General features: G+C 53.5%; 18 protein-coding genes. 2 read left to right on the plus strand and 16 right to left on the minus strand.

The features are described from left to right. Positions 1–23: 23 nt before the first annotated feature. Positions 24–347: a 2Fe-2S iron-sulfur cluster-binding protein gene (locus QBD29_RS11970; RefSeq protein WP_280098323.1), complete on the minus strand. Its 324-nt coding sequence runs from the start codon at positions 345–347 to the stop codon at positions 24–26. 132 nt (positions 348–479) lie between these two features. Between QBD29_RS11970 and QBD29_RS11975 the strand changes: the two genes are divergently transcribed. Together QBD29_RS11975 and QBD29_RS11980 are read left to right on the plus strand one after the other, a co-directional pair. Next, positions 480–863 carry an OB-fold nucleic acid binding domain-containing protein gene (locus QBD29_RS11975; protein ID WP_280098324.1) on the plus strand — a complete coding sequence of 128 codons (384 nt, stop codon included), beginning with the start codon at positions 480–482 and terminating at the stop codon, positions 861–863. 57 nt (positions 864–920) lie between these two features. Beyond that, positions 921–1472 (plus strand): peptidoglycan-binding domain-containing protein, encoded by a 552-nt coding sequence (locus QBD29_RS11980; protein ID WP_280098325.1) that lies wholly within the window; start codon positions 921–923, stop codon positions 1470–1472. On the opposite strand, the gene cysE is transcribed toward QBD29_RS11980, so the two are convergent. The 15 genes from cysE to QBD29_RS12055 form a co-directional block, all read right to left on the minus strand. Beyond that, the gene (gene cysE / locus QBD29_RS11985; RefSeq protein ID WP_280098326.1) at positions 1473–2279 is read right to left on the minus strand and encodes a serine O-acetyltransferase; all 807 of its coding nucleotides are present in this window, start codon (positions 2277–2279) and stop codon (positions 1473–1475) included. A 108-nt stretch (positions 2280–2387) separates the two neighbouring features. Further along, positions 2388–2699, minus strand: coding sequence for a hypothetical protein (locus tag QBD29_RS11990; protein WP_280098327.1), 312 nt, complete (start codon positions 2697–2699; stop codon positions 2388–2390). Positions 2700–2708: 9 nt separating this feature from the next. After that, positions 2709–6629, minus strand: coding sequence for a glycoside hydrolase/phage tail family protein (locus QBD29_RS11995; RefSeq protein ID WP_280098328.1), 3921 nt, complete (start codon positions 6627–6629; stop codon positions 2709–2711). Continuing rightward, positions 6629–7081, minus strand: coding sequence for an NlpC/P60 family protein (locus tag QBD29_RS12000; RefSeq protein WP_280098329.1), 453 nt, complete (start codon positions 7079–7081; stop codon positions 6629–6631). Before QBD29_RS12000 ends, QBD29_RS11995 begins: the two co-directional genes overlap by 1 nt. Next, entirely contained in the window at positions 7081–7968 is an 888-nt protein-coding gene (locus QBD29_RS12005) for a DUF2163 domain-containing protein (RefSeq protein WP_280098330.1), read from the minus strand. Before QBD29_RS12005 ends, QBD29_RS12000 begins: the two co-directional genes overlap by 1 nt. After that, positions 7968–8603, minus strand: a complete 636-nt coding sequence (locus QBD29_RS12010; protein ID WP_280098331.1) for a DUF2460 domain-containing protein — start codon at positions 8601–8603, stop codon at positions 7968–7970. Before QBD29_RS12010 ends, QBD29_RS12005 begins: the two co-directional genes overlap by 1 nt. A gap of 8 nt (positions 8604–8611) precedes the next feature. Continuing rightward, the gene (locus QBD29_RS12015; protein WP_280098332.1) at positions 8612–9274 is read right to left on the minus strand and encodes a phage tail tape measure protein; all 663 of its coding nucleotides are present in this window, start codon (positions 9272–9274) and stop codon (positions 8612–8614) included. A gap of 18 nt (positions 9275–9292) precedes the next feature. Next, positions 9293–9472 carry a rcc01693 family protein gene (locus QBD29_RS12020; RefSeq protein ID WP_280098333.1) on the minus strand — a complete coding sequence of 60 codons (180 nt, stop codon included), beginning with the start codon at positions 9470–9472 and terminating at the stop codon, positions 9293–9295. Then, positions 9469–9801 (minus strand): gene transfer agent family protein, encoded by a 333-nt coding sequence (locus tag QBD29_RS12025; RefSeq protein WP_280098334.1) that lies wholly within the window; start codon positions 9799–9801, stop codon positions 9469–9471. Before QBD29_RS12025 ends, QBD29_RS12020 begins: the two co-directional genes overlap by 4 nt. Further along, the gene (locus QBD29_RS12030; protein WP_280098335.1) at positions 9801–10214 is read right to left on the minus strand and encodes a phage major tail protein, TP901-1 family; all 414 of its coding nucleotides are present in this window, start codon (positions 10212–10214) and stop codon (positions 9801–9803) included. The genes QBD29_RS12025 and QBD29_RS12030 overlap by 1 nt, the downstream gene beginning before the upstream one ends. A 61-nt stretch (positions 10215–10275) precedes the next feature. Then, the gene (locus QBD29_RS12035) at positions 10276–10686 is read right to left on the minus strand and encodes a DUF3168 domain-containing protein (RefSeq protein WP_280098336.1); all 411 of its coding nucleotides are present in this window, start codon (positions 10684–10686) and stop codon (positions 10276–10278) included. Next, a complete protein-coding gene (locus QBD29_RS12040) occupies positions 10683–11024 on the minus strand; it encodes a head-tail adaptor protein (RefSeq protein ID WP_280098337.1) in 342 nt (113 codons plus the stop codon). Before QBD29_RS12040 ends, QBD29_RS12035 begins: the two co-directional genes overlap by 4 nt. Before the next feature lie 2 nt (positions 11025–11026). After that, entirely contained in the window at positions 11027–11611 is a 585-nt protein-coding gene (locus QBD29_RS12045; protein ID WP_280098338.1) for a hypothetical protein, read from the minus strand. Between the two features lie 174 nt (positions 11612–11785). After that, positions 11786–12985, minus strand: a complete 1200-nt coding sequence (locus QBD29_RS12050) for a phage major capsid protein (RefSeq protein ID WP_280098339.1) — start codon at positions 12983–12985, stop codon at positions 11786–11788. 40 nt (positions 12986–13025) lie between these two features. After that, positions 13026–13583 carry an HK97 family phage prohead protease gene (locus QBD29_RS12055; protein WP_280098340.1) on the minus strand — a complete coding sequence of 186 codons (558 nt, stop codon included), beginning with the start codon at positions 13581–13583 and terminating at the stop codon, positions 13026–13028. Positions 13584–13590 lie beyond the last annotated feature (7 nt).

Genomic DNA, 13590 nt, shown 5'->3' on the forward strand with positions numbered 1-13590 from the left:
CACAACTGCTGCAGATCGTTTGATCAAATCTGTTTCTCGGGCATTTGCACCACAAGACCATCGAGCGCATCTGTCACTTTGATTTGGCATGTCAGGCGAGATTTTTCCCCATCTGGCTCCCATGCGAAATCGAGCATGTCTTCTTCCATCGCATCTTTGGCAGGTAGTTTTTCCACCCAAGCCGCATCCACATAGACATGGCATGTGGAACAGGCACAAGCGCCACCACAATCTGCTTCGATGCCAGGGATGTTGTTGTCGCGCGCACCTTCCATCACTGTCAGGCCGTTGGCCACGTCTACTTCGTGTTTCGTGCCGTTGTGTTCGATATAGGTAATCTTGGCCATGCTATGATTCCTTGGCTGCCAAATTTCGTTGCGCCTTTTGTATCACTGCGAAAAAATGCTGCCAGTGTTTTTTTGACGCAATTTTTTCGGGGTTTCTTGAATGCAGTTAATAAATGTTCTATTTTTGTTCTTATGCGTGAACGTAATCCATGGCCCAGACCGCCTCTCTCCCTGCCCCACGGGCGGTTGAACGAGCCGCCGCAAGGGGCCCGCGTCTGCGTGGCTGGATTGGTTATGGTGCGCCAACGACCTGGCACAGCAAAGGGCGTAATCTTTCTAACCCTTGAAGATGAAACGGGAATTTCGAACATTGTGGTGTGGAAAAATGTGTACCAACGGTTTCGCCGCGCTGTGGTGGCGGGGCGTTTGCTGCGGGTAACGGGCACAATTCAGCGCGATGGCAAAGTTGTGCATGTGGTGGCCCAGCAGGTGGAAGATATTTCTTACATGCTGGATCAGTTGGTCGATCCACACCACGCAGATGCAACACAATCCGCGCAAAACCGCGCTGGTTGATCGAAACGCTTGTTTTATGTGTAAAACTACCTAGGTTTCACCCAAACGAGACCAAAAATGGCACCGAGCAGACGTATCATACCCATTGCCCTCGCGGCACTGTTCGCTTGCGCATCCGTTGCGCAGGGCGGTCAAATTGTGTCCAAACTCACCCATCCAGATCACCCAAAGCTGCCTGCAAACGCTGGATTGATCGACTGTTACGGCCATGAATTCACCCCAGCCGTTATTGAAACGGTCACGGAAAAAACACCACTGACGCCTGCCCGTTTGGCCGTGGATATCAAAACGGGTAAAACGACTGTCATCCGCGAAGCAACTTATGACACGGTCACGGTGCGCAAGATTGTATCCCCACGCAAAGAACAATGGTTTCGCGCCGTATGTCCGCACAATTACACCGAAGATTTTGTGCAGAGCATTCAACGCGCGCTCAAGGCGCGCGGCTTTTATTCAGGTGCATTGACGGGGTGGATGGATGAACAAACCAACATCGCGGTGAAACTGTATCAGCGCAAATATGATGTGGACTCTCCCATCGTGGCATTGGCCACAGCGGAAGAGTTTGGTTTGATTTCACACAGTGATTTCAGCAACTTAAAGAATTAATCACTGATAGCTGAGCAGTTGATCCATGGATTGGGACGGCTGTGAGCAGCCTGCTTCACCAACAATCTTGGCTGGAACCCCTGCCACTGTTTTACAGGGCGGAATTTCCTGCAAAACCACAGAACCCGCCGCAATACGACTGCAATACCCAATACGAATGTTGCCAAGGACTTTGGCCCCCGCACCGATCAACACGCCATTCTCAATCTTTGGATGACGATCTCCGTCGGCTTTGCCTGTCCCACCGAGCGTCACGGAATGCAGCATGGACACATTGTCCCCTACAACCGCGGTTTCACCGATCACAATAGAATGGGCGTGGTCGATCATGATCCCTCGGCCTACAACCGCCCCTGGATGGATATCAACACCGAACACCTCAGAAGAGCGCATCTGCATAAACTGCGCCATAGCATGACGCCCCTTCGTCCAAAGCCAATGGGCAATGCGATAGGATTGAACTGCCTGAAATCCTTTGAAAAACAGGATTGGCTGAATCAAACGGTGGCATGCGGGATCTCGCTCAAACACAGCTGTTAAATCCGCACGCGCTGCATCGCCGAGCGTTGGATCATCTGCATAAGCCTCGTCGATCAGCTCGCGCAAAATCTGCGTTGGCATTTCGTCAGAGGACAGCTTCAACGCCATCCGATAACTGAGTGCATTTTCAAGGGAGGAATGGTGGAGCACGCCAGAATGGACAAGCCCGCCCATAATCGGCTCTGCTTCGATCATCTCTTGCGCATCCAAACGGATACGCGACCAGACGGGATCGAGTTCGGTAATATTTACGGCTTCTTGTGTCATCGTATGACCTTTGCAAATTTTGCTGTTAGGTCTGTCTTACGCGAAACCGGCACAGAAAACAATTTGGGAGTTTTGATCGTGATAATCACAAAAACTGATTCAAACCAGCTAACTGTGATGGCGATCCGACGCACACTGTGAATGGCGAAACGCAACAACCGCCTCAATCGCTTTGATCATACAGTCCGCATAATCAGGATCATCCAAACGGCGCTCGCACAGGGCATTCTCGCGTGAACAGCAAGATGCCAACGTTCCATCCCCAAACTGATAGTGCGCACGACCATGGTGCAAACGGAACAGATCGGCGGTATGGGCCTGTGCCACCATAATAGCCGCGAATTTGGAACGTTTTGCAGATGGCTGTTTCAACAAACACGTCGCAAGGGCGACGATGTCTTGGTGCAAAACCGCGCGCAAATCCTTTGCTCACACTTCAAACGAAACAAATGCAGCAGGCCCAGCGCCAAACCGTTCAGACACTTGTGAAACTGCAATGCCAATCTGTCCAGACACTCCGTCTGACGTTCGCATTGCATCTGTGTACACCCACTGTGTCATCGTCACCGTTTCGCGCCGCACTTCGGTCCCAGCTGCGGTCACGATAACTTCATATACCTCCGAGGCTTCCCCAAGTGGCACATCCATCCCCAGCCACGTGTCCCCGTCAATCCGCGTGCGTCTGATCCAATTAACATTCAAATCACTGCCAACCCTACGTGCTTTCAGATGCACAGGCGACAAAGGGCGAAGCGCAATCAAATCAAATGTGTCAGTCCGCGTCGAATAGGTTTTGTCGCTCACCGCTTGATTGGTGGGGCCCACACGGAAATATCGTTCTAAACCGCGATCCGCATCCGTCAGGTTCACTTGGCTCAGTGCCGCGCCCAAAAACACAACCTCAGAGCCAATCGGCCAATCCCCTATCAGGTCCGCATCACTGCCCAGTTGGCCACGCAGCAACCCGCGCAAGCGATAGGTGCCATCCCCTAGCAACTCTGCCTCGCGGTATTGGAAAATCTCCCATCCCGCGCTTGATCCATTCCCGATCACGGCAATATTTGCACCGTTCAAAACATCCAAATGCGTGCGGCTCTGCAATGCGCCGGACGACAGCTTTACAACCACACCTTCCCCTTCGTCCCAGCGCCCAATACAGGCATCCCTCAAAATCGACTGTGTTGATCCAAACTGTGTCGGTGTTTCTAACACAGTGTTCAGCACATAACCGTCATCGCTTGAGGATTTGTACACGGCCACCCCACCGGGCCACGGCATTGCTGTCGCCGCCACATGTGGCCCGATAGACGTCTGGCTCGATTGCAACAGCGGCAGGTCAAGAAACCGAAAGAAAATCGACCGCGCAGGCCGCACATCGGAAACGGTGCCAATGGTCGATCCAATATCGCGTTGTTTATAAACCGTTTGCTCAACCCTAACAGCTTCGACAGCGCGCGCACCATGTTCTTCGATCCGCTCCACACGGTACGTGCCCCCCGTCGCCCCATCATCCAGCTTGATAACATCCCCTGGCACTATGCGTTGTTGCGTCATTGGCAGTGCGATCTTCAACTCATCCCGCGCAACACGAGAAGACACCAACCAACGGCTTGCCAGTTGCGCTCCTTGACCAGGTCGCAGTGCAACCGGCAATTCAACATGGGAGGTGGCATCACTGGTGTCATCTGCCAAAACGTATTCCGAAGTACCCGTTTGATACTCACGCGTTTCATCCCAATAGGATACGCGCACCCGTCCCGTTGTTTCTGCTTCGGGCGCACGGATTTTTCCAACTACTGGATCATTCCCCAACTGCACCAAATTCGCGGGCAACGCCGTGTATTCAATCCGTTCAGAACGGTTCTTAAACACCAGCTTGCCGTCCACTTCAGTGCTCGAAAAATCAAACGCCATCATCAAGGGTTGCAAGCTCGCCCGCCCCGTTTCCACGGTTTTCATCGCATACCCGATTGTTGAGCCATAAAGTTCTGACACATCAATGTCGCTTAGGCCCGAAATCTCACAGACTTCGGATACAATTGCCGCCAAGGATTGCTCTGCAAACCGCCCCGTGATCCAGTGCCCACGTGCGTGGTTTTCACCATCACTCCAAACAGACAAACGATTGGGAAAGTCGGGCCAAGGTCGAGCATCCCATGCCCACACGTGGCTATTGGCCAAATCAACCATTGGTCCGAAATAAATCTCTGATTGCGGATTATTTTGCGGATCACTCCAGTGTCCCAAAACCGCCCGCAAATATTGCATCTGCATCAACGTATCGACGGAGCCGTCCGAATAATAGGGCAGTGCAGATTCCGATGATTTTGGGTCCACGAAAACATTCGGTTGATTGGTGCCCTTGTCTATTGCAGGGCAGCCAAATTCCGTAAATCGGAACGGTTTAGATTGGCGCAACCACTGTGTTGGCGTATTTTGGCGCACCCCTGCGATGCGGTTGTAATGCTCGTGATTCCACCAATTGATCAGGTCTTTATAACGAAACACCCACGGCTCGTCATACACCCCGTCTGTGATAGGGAACCTGTTTTGCGCATCGCGCTCCACTTGATCAGGGTAATACCAATCATACCCTTCCCCGCCTGCCACGTTTTTGCGCAGATACTCTAGAGAGTAAACCGACCCTTCCCCTTCATCCAAATGCCCAATGTCATCCCGCCAATCTGACAACGGCATGTAATTGTCGATCCCGATGTAGTCTATTTCGGCCTGCGCCCACAGTGGATCAAGATGGAACCAGACATCGCCCGATCCATCTTGCGGATGATACCCGAAATACTCCGACCAATCCGCCGCATATCCCAGCTTTGTGTTTGGCCCCAAAACGGCTCGCACATCCCGCGCCAACTGCTGGAGCGCAACCACGGTGGGAAAGCTGTCCAATCCATCGCGAATTTGCGTCAACCCCCGCAGCTCTGAACCAATGTTAAACGCCTCAACGCCGCCCGCAATCGCGCACAAATGCGCGTAATGCAGAATGAACCGGCGATAGGTCCATTCATTTGGTCCAGAATATTCAACTTTCCCATTTACAATCGCAAAATCAGAAACTTGCGCAGCCCCAAAAAACGCGGCAACCTCTGCACCAGCCGCCGCCGTTTGATCTGGGCTACTCGCCTGACCCGCTGCCTTTGACAGGGTAATGCGCCCCCGCCATGGCATCACGGGTTGGTTGTCATTGTCCGAATACGGATCGGGCAATCCATTGTTTTCCTGAATATCCATCAACACAAACGGATAGAAAACAACGTCCAACCCTTCGTCTTTCAACTTTGCGATGGCTTCAAGAATCGACGCATCCGCAGGAGTTCCCCCAAACACGGGGCGATCCTCCACATAGCTGACAATTTGCGCAGTACTGCGCGTTTGCCCTGACACAAGCCAAGGCATTGGGCGCCCGTCTGCATCTTTGTGTTCCACGCGCGGTGTCAACGTGCATTCATTGCACCGCAAATCATCCCCAAACCAACTCACAACCATCGACACAGACGTCACATTCGGTACGTCTGCGCGCAAATCCTCGATTGCATGAACCACATCCGTGTCGCCACGGTTTGTGTTTACGTTGGCAACTGCCCCATCGGCAAAACCACCTGGGTACTCCACAGCCGTTGTCGCCAGCCCATATTCACCCGTGCCAGGGATCAAACACACGCCACCGATGTCTTGTGACGGATCATCAACAGTTACATGTGTTGGCTGCGCCTTGCGAAACACTTCGAAATTGAACTGCGGGATGCGATTGCCGTAATCCGCCAACTGCAAATTCTCAAAAACCACATAGGCCGTACCCCGATAATGCGGCGCGTTTTCCAGCCCTTCAATCGCCGCAATCGTCGGATCAGGGGTCTGCGTTTCATCCCCAGAATAAAAAGCGATATTCAGATCTCCGCGGCTTACCTCTTGCCCATCCGCCCAAATGCGCCCGATCTTATCGACAACACCCTCCCCAATCGCAAAAGCCACATTTACCGAATACGTGTAACGCCGACTGGTCACTTTCGGCGTAGACGTGGCTTTGCCACCGCCGCTCGTGGTCGTTGTGACGTGTTCCTGAAACTGACTTGACCAGATCAAATGGCCCGCAATGCGCGCACGTCCCATCACACGAGGCACTGGTGCTCCTTCGGTCACACCTTGCAGGCGAAACGTATCCAACCGTCCCGTTTCAACAACGCGACTACCCGTGCCCAGTATTTTTTGGTCGATCAAGCCACCAATGCCCGCCCCGATCGCCTTGCCGATAGCAGCCCCTGTCAGCCCCGCAATTGTGCCACCAAACGTGCCACCTACGGCTGCGCCTACAGCAGAAAGTAAAATAGTCGCCATCAGCCCCTCCTGTCGGGAAATTCAAATTGCGCAACAATGCGACGCGCCCATGCAGGCGTCAGAGGCGTTTCAACAACACCAGTGCCGCTGTAACTGTGAATCAATGTGGGGAATCCATCGCGCCCATCCCCCAGAATCGCCAAATGTTTCGCCACGGCTGTGCCTCGCATGCGAAACAGCACCACATCCCCTGCCCGATCAGGCTGAACTTCGACAGGGCGCAAATGCCGCGCCGCTGCCTGCCACAACCGTTCTTCTCCAGACTGCTCAGACCAATCTGCTGTGTAACTAGGCGCAGCTTCCGGCTCTGCCCCTAACACTTCGCGCCAAACACCGCGCAACAGACCAAGACAATCCGCCCCTTGGCCCTTTGTGCTGCGTTGATGACGATAAGGCGTGCCAATCCAATCGCGCGCCACGCGCACGATCTTTGCGTTCTGATTACAGGGCATTATGGGCGTCTCGCGCCATTCATATTTGTTCCTGCAACGGGATAGGCCACACTCCAATCCTCACCAGGGATATGCGGAAAGCCACGGAAATTCGCAAAGTTGCCAAACTTCCCCTTACAAGTCTCCGCGTGTTTATCACACCCAGCATGAACCCGCAGGATATCCCCGTTTTCAATCGGAAACTTGGTTTCTTCAAACAGTTCAATCACCCGCACCAGCCCGCGCAGATGATCCACTTTGATCAATCCATCTGAACCTGCATTGGCACCAGTGACCCAAGTTGCTTTGCCCCCCACAAACCAGTCCTGCTCAAACGCCCCAAGGTGCTGCAACTCCACCACCCGTCGTCCTGAAGACGTGTAAACAGTGTCTTCACCTACAAACCCTTCTGCAAAAATATCCACGCCGCATTTTGCATCTCCCAAAATACGATCACACTGGCGCAGATACGCCCGCCCCACAGGTTTGTTTAACGCCTCGCTCAACCCACGCAGTTCGGCCTCAAACGCCCCTGATCCGCGCCGGATTTCCCCAAGAGAGCCGCGAAACTGCAGGATTTTCTGATCGGTGTCGCGCCAGTTTACCAAAAAATGGCGCACCTCGGCCCCATCAAACTTGCCCGTTTCAATGTCCAAATCCGTAATGCCCGCTGAACTCAACGCCCCAACCGCTTGGGAGTTATCGACCGACAACCCAGTGGTTGTCTCAACTGCCGTCGCATCCATGCTTGACGCCGCCTCACAACTTACCCCGTCCACCACCAACGCTTTGTCGTGATCGGTAAACCCAAACGTAACCCCATCTTGTCGCGTTACAATCCACGCGCGACACATGTTCGTTGCACCCGTATCCAAATGTGCTTGCAGATTTTCGTTGATATGCCTCATCAGACGCGCACCTCAATCACTGGAATATTTGGCACATTGCCCGCCGCGAAATGCGCCATGCTCATTTCCAAACGATCCGTGTCAAATCGAACAGGCACATCAAAGGCAAATCCAGCTGTGATCAACGCCGCCTCGTATGGGGCTTCGACAAACCGCACCACGCCAGTGGAATAATCGACGGAAAACCCCTCTCCTTCGAACAGCTCAACGCCCCCAACCCCGATGGAAACAGTTCCCTCAATCGGCTTGGTCACCGCGCGGCAATACGCCGTTTCCCCCGAAACATAGTTTTTGCACAACTGTACCTCGGTCAGCACGTTGTCCCCAACGCCAATTTCCTGATCTTCAAACGCGGGTTCGCGCGATGGCAAACAACTTTTGTAATCGCACCAGTCCTTCCAGCGAAATCCATACAACCGCCCTGCCCGTGCTTCAAAAAACGACAGAACAGTATCCAGATCATCCGCAGATCGCATCGCCACCCCTGCATCATAGCGCCGCCTGGCATCCTGCCAGGGCGTGTTCCGCTCTTCAAATCCGCTGTTCAGCGTAACAATTTCGGTGCGCCGCTCTGGCCCGCCGACGGATCCAAACGACAACCCAGCGGGAAATCTAACCTCGTGAAAATTTGTCATTTAAGACCTCATTGGTTTCGGTTTCCTCGGGAAATGGCACGGCTTAACCCCGCCGCAACTTGGGTTTGGGAACGGCGGAAACTATCGGCATCTGGCGTTGTGATGTTCATCGTGACATGCACGCCACCACCCCCGCCCCCTTTAACGCCCAGTCGGCCATCCGCACCGCGTGACAAGGGTAAAATCGCCTCTGGTCCCGCTTCGCCCATCAGCCCAGTGCCACCGCGCATCGGGAAAACAGTGGGGCCATTTACAACACCCCCATTGGCAAAGGGCGTGATGCGCCCGCCAGCAAACGCATTTCCATTGGCACTGGGGAAAATTGCGCCAAAGATCGAATTCACACCACCCGTCAAAATGCCACTAATCGCATCTGTAACGGGTGACACAGCTTGGTTAAACGTGGTGCGGATCATTGTCTGTGCCAGCGACCCCAAGACATCCGAAAATTTCGCACCTTCAAGGATCACATCCCCCAAGGCGCTTCGCATTCCACGACTTAGGGATCGCGAAAACCCACGTGCTTCGCGTTCCGCAAGGGAAATACTATGCTGCATACCATTCAGTTCTTGCTGAAACACCGCAGTCATTTGCGCCGTCCCCGCTATATTGGCCTCCAAAGAAACCAATTGCTCTTCCAGACGTTCAACATCCGCCCCAAATTCGGCCATTGCTTACCTACTTTCGCATTATGTATCGGGAAATTGCGCGCACAAGGTATCCAAACTTGCGCGCGTCATTGTTGGGGTTGCCCCTGGCTCCATCCCCGCCATCACCATCAATTCCACAGGTGTTAACGCCCAGAACTCATGAGGCTGCAGCCGAAGATGCGTCATGCCAATGCGCATCAGGGCGATCCAGTCAATCATGCGGCCTCAACAGGTCCACTGGGTAAAGAAAACGTCACACGCAACAACGCCGCTGCGACCCGCGCCGCTTCCATGGGGCCGCCTTCGATTGTTGCATTGCGCAAATCATCCTCTGAGCCGTCCCAACCCGCGCCTTGCAAACCAGCAAACAACAAAAAGATCATGTCTTCCGCCTTAAACGCACTGTTTTCAAACCGTTCGATCAGGGGCAACAAGCCCTCAACACCCAACCGCTGCTCCAAGGTTGCCAACGCCCCTAGGCTCAACCGCATTGCGCAGGTTTCACCATTCAGAATGATCGCCACTTCGCCACGAAAAGGGTTCACCATCAGATCGGCGTAAACGCCAACGCGCCCGCAGACGCCAAGGTCATGTCATAGGTCGCCTCACCGTTGTAATCCCCAGCATATTCCAACGCCGTGATCTGAAACGGACCTTCCACAATGCCAAAATCGGGTACAACCACCTGAAAATCGGGAATATGGGCGTCAAAGAAAATCTGCCGCGCCCGTTCATCTGTCACATCATCCCGGAACACACCCGACCCGCTGATGCTGGCTGTTTTCACGCCACCACCAGACAACAGTTCGCGCCATCCCCCCGTGCTCTCCAAAGATGTCACATCAATCGTTTCGGTGTTAAACGCGATCTTTGACGCCCGCAGCCCCGCAAGCGTTTCAAACGAACCCGCATCATCCATATCCACTTTGACCAGCAAGTCCTTGCCGTTTTGAGCAGCCATTGTCATTCTCCAAATGGTGTAAATTATTGTTATGAAACGCGTAAAGGCACTGCTTAACGCGTTAATCATCCTCGACATATGCCCGGAACCTTAGATCAATCTGACGAATGCCAGGGCTGTCTTCGCGCACTGCGCGCGCACTGTAAAAATTTAACGCCGTCAATCGACCACGGTTTAACGCGGCATCCATATCAATCAATGCGTCACAAACGGCGGCTGCCACCTGCTTTGCCGTCGCAAACCCAGCGGTATCAGACACCACGTTGACCACAAACTCGTGCATCGCACCTGCACTGGTTTTGCTCGACTTATCCCGCGCAGTTTCATCGCCAATCACCACATAGGTTTGCGGGATTGTTCCCGTGGGCGGTGCATCAAACACATTGTCATCAATCAAATCCGCCAGCGGCACATTGCTCGCTAAGGTTTGGTACACGGCCAACTGCAACGCAAAAGAAACGGCATAGGTCATGACAGCACCTCTTCGCGTGCCAAACACATCAAATACATGGCGCTTGAATCGCTTTCTGAAACGGAATCAATGGTATAGGCGCTGTCGCCATATCGAAATCGCTGCCCAACTTTGGGCCGCTTTAGGTCATCCTTCGGCGCACCACGCACATAAATGCGATACCGCGCCAACGATGTTGCCCCTGCCGAAACTTCAGTAACACGCGCACCTCGGGCCTGAACCTCGCCCCATACTGTGCCCAATGTCACCCAAGTTTCGTTGAACCCGCCTGCGCCATCGGCCACACGCTGACGTTCTTCCAAGACCAACGCCCAGTTTAGTGAAGGTGTGTGTTTCATACTCACCCTCCCAACAATCGAACTTTGCGAAACCGTTCTAACAAGCTCAGAATACTGGACGGCAGGTTCGCCCCATCCCGACTGGCGCGATTTTCATAAAAATCCGCGGCCAACAACAGAACCGCCCGCGCTAAATCCGCAGGAACCTTGTCCCAATCATCCCCAAATCCGGCCGCAAATGTCACCTCTATGGATCCGTTTTGGGGCACGACAGGCAAGGCATTCCCAACGGAAATCAACGCTGGATACTGACTGTCTTTTTCCAAATGATAGGTTTCGGGGGCCAAAATTGTTTCTGCCCCACCCCGTTCTACAACTTTCAACTCTGTCACTTCGGACACAGGGCGCACGGGCAAAACCTGGCGATCATAATTGCGCCACCCCGTCAGCCCCCAATTGAACGTTTTCTCCAGCAAAACACACCCTGTGCGCCCCTCAACCGCCGACATCGCCGCGCGTAAATAGGCTTCCAGCAGCTCATCTTGTTCCGTATCTGCGGAAAACCCAGTGCCCACCCGCAGATGTTGTTTCAACAGTTCCAGCGGCAAAGCCGCGCTCGGAATCGTCGTCAATTCAGTCAAAATCATGTGGTGAAGTCTCCGTTACGGATCAAAATTAAGTTTGGTGCCCCCACGCTCGCCGGACGGAGGGGAGCAGCATGACAAACACGAGGACACCAGGACCAGCTGGCCCTTTTCAACAAAAGCCGAAGCTTCCGTTGCACCCACCCCCGAAAAACGAGGGTGAATTCGATTTAGGAGTTAGGACGCCGCAAACTTCAAAAGTTTGATCGCAGCAAAATCGCTCACATCACCGCCCACACGTTTTGTGGCATAAAACAGCACATGCGGCTTCGCACTGAACGGATCTCGCAAAATACGCAGATCAGGGCGTTCGGCCACGGTGTACCCTGCATTGAAATCCCCAAACGCAACCGCCGTCGCATCTGATGCAATATCTGGCATGTCTTCCGCCACCAACACTGGATAGCCCATAAGGCGTGCAGGTTCTCCCGCTGCCAACCCATCGGACCACAGGAAACGCCCATCCGCGTCTTTCATTTTACGAACGGCACCTGCGGTTTTAGAATTCATCACAAATGACGCATTCGCCCGATACCGCGCACCCAGCGCATAAACCAAATCCACAATCGCATCCGCAGGATCGGTTGCCGCAAAATCCCCATCTGCACCCGTCGCCACATACCCCAGATCACCCCAGCTCCAACTTGCGTTATCAACGGCGGTATAGGTCAGAAAACCTGTTGGTTTATCAATGCCATCACCAGAAATGAACGCTACACCTTCGGCGCGCGAAAACTTGTCTGCAATCCGTGTGGCCAGCCAACCTTCCACATCAAACGCGCTGTCATCCAGCAACCGCTGTGATGCCTTTGGCAAGGCTGACAATTCGTGCAGCGGGATCGAAATACGCTCCAACTGCGGCGTGTCCGTTTCCGTGGCCGAACCCGTTTCCGTGGCCCAACCAGCCCCTACTTCCGTGTGATCCACCAGCACGTCATAAGCCGTGGATTCAACGGCAACCACATTGGAAATCGCACGAATAGACGCGGTTGAATGCAGCACGCCTGCAATCTGATCCGCCGTCTGTGGATCGACCAAATATCCCCCATCCGCGGACACCGCCGTGGACAGCGCCTTTTCTTCCATATCTAAGGCTCGCATCCCCTCATCATCGCCAGAGCGAAGATAGGCAGCAAACGCCTTTTTGTGCGGCACTTCAATTTCTGCCACTGCCGACAAAGCAGGGCGATGCGTTTCAACCGTTTTACGTTCCAACATGTGTAATCTCTTATCCTGTTCCTGAATTCGGGTTTTCAATTCGCTGTTGATCTTTCCAACGTCTTGCAAAAATTCGCCCATGGCGGCTTTCACCTCCACTGACGATGATCCACCAGACACCGCCTGGTCAGACCGAGTTTTGGATCCTTGATTGCTCATGAACCAATCCTTGTATGAGTTTCGTGTTTGGTGCTGGCCCTTACGCCAACATCTCGTGGCGAGCCGCGTTCAACATCGCGACCAGCTCATGTGCCAGTTGATCATCCGCCTTCGCGTCTGTCTCAACCCGCGCCTCGGGCAGCATTGGAAATGTCACCAATGAAACTTCCCAAAGATCGAGTTCATGCAACAATCGCTTACCTTTTTGCGATTTTTCCGCACGAATTGTTCGATAACCAATAGACAAGCCCTCAATTGCGCCAGCCTTGATCAACGACAATGCCTCTGCACCTGCCTGCACATCGGCCAAAATTCGGCCCTTCACAAACAGGCCTTTTTCATCTTCGCGCACGTCATCCCACACCCCGATAGGTTTGGATGGATCGTGCTGCCACAACATTTTCACGCGGCGTCCACTGTTTTGAATGGCCTTCAAAGACGCGGCATAGGCCCCTTTTTGCACCACATCATTACCTTGATCAGATGCGCCAAAAACGGATGCGTATCCCGAAATTTCGGCCTCATCCGACACATTCACATCCGTTTCAAAACGGCAAAATTTGGTCTCCAGCGCCGCGCCGCTGCCTACATAGATCATATCAATG

Origin of the sequence: Amylibacter sp. IMCC11727 (assembly GCF_029854195.1) — a bacterium.
Lineage (GTDB): Bacteria > Pseudomonadota > Alphaproteobacteria > Rhodobacterales > Rhodobacteraceae > Amylibacter.

Coding starts and splice junctions, on each gene's coding strand:
- QBD29_RS11970 (WP_280098323.1), bottom strand. CDS start 347: ATGGCCAAGATTACCTATATCGAACACAACGGCACGAAACACGAAGTA.
- QBD29_RS11975 (WP_280098324.1), top strand. CDS start 480: ATGCGTGAACGTAATCCATGGCCCAGACCGCCTCTCTCCCTGCCCCAC.
- QBD29_RS11980 (WP_280098325.1), top strand. CDS start 921: ATGGCACCGAGCAGACGTATCATACCCATTGCCCTCGCGGCACTGTTC.
- cysE (WP_280098326.1), bottom strand. CDS start 2,279: ATGACACAAGAAGCCGTAAATATTACCGAACTCGATCCCGTCTGGTCG.
- QBD29_RS11995 (WP_280098328.1), bottom strand. CDS start 6,629: ATGGCGACTATTTTACTTTCTGCTGTAGGCGCAGCCGTAGGTGGCACG.
- QBD29_RS12000 (WP_280098329.1), bottom strand. CDS start 7,081: ATGCCCTGTAATCAGAACGCAAAGATCGTGCGCGTGGCGCGCGATTGG.
- QBD29_RS12005 (WP_280098330.1), bottom strand. CDS start 7,968: ATGAGGCATATCAACGAAAATCTGCAAGCACATTTGGATACGGGTGCA.
- QBD29_RS12010 (WP_280098331.1), bottom strand. CDS start 8,603: ATGACAAATTTTCACGAGGTTAGATTTCCCGCTGGGTTGTCGTTTGGA.
- QBD29_RS12015 (WP_280098332.1), bottom strand. CDS start 9,274: ATGGCCGAATTTGGGGCGGATGTTGAACGTCTGGAAGAGCAATTGGTT.
- QBD29_RS12020 (WP_280098333.1), bottom strand. CDS start 9,472: ATGATTGACTGGATCGCCCTGATGCGCATTGGCATGACGCATCTTCGG.
- QBD29_RS12025 (WP_280098334.1), bottom strand. CDS start 9,801: ATGGTGAACCCTTTTCGTGGCGAAGTGGCGATCATTCTGAATGGTGAA.
- QBD29_RS12030 (WP_280098335.1), bottom strand. CDS start 10,214: ATGGCTGCTCAAAACGGCAAGGACTTGCTGGTCAAAGTGGATATGGAT.
- QBD29_RS12035 (WP_280098336.1), bottom strand. CDS start 10,686: ATGACCTATGCCGTTTCTTTTGCGTTGCAGTTGGCCGTGTACCAAACC.
- QBD29_RS12040 (WP_280098337.1), bottom strand. CDS start 11,024: ATGAAACACACACCTTCACTAAACTGGGCGTTGGTCTTGGAAGAACGT.
- QBD29_RS12045 (WP_280098338.1), bottom strand. CDS start 11,611: ATGATTTTGACTGAATTGACGACGATTCCGAGCGCGGCTTTGCCGCTG.
- QBD29_RS12050 (WP_280098339.1), bottom strand. CDS start 12,985: ATGAGCAATCAAGGATCCAAAACTCGGTCTGACCAGGCGGTGTCTGGT.
- QBD29_RS12055 (WP_280098340.1), bottom strand. CDS start 13,583: ATGATCTATGTAGGCAGCGGCGCGGCGCTGGAGACCAAATTTTGCCGT.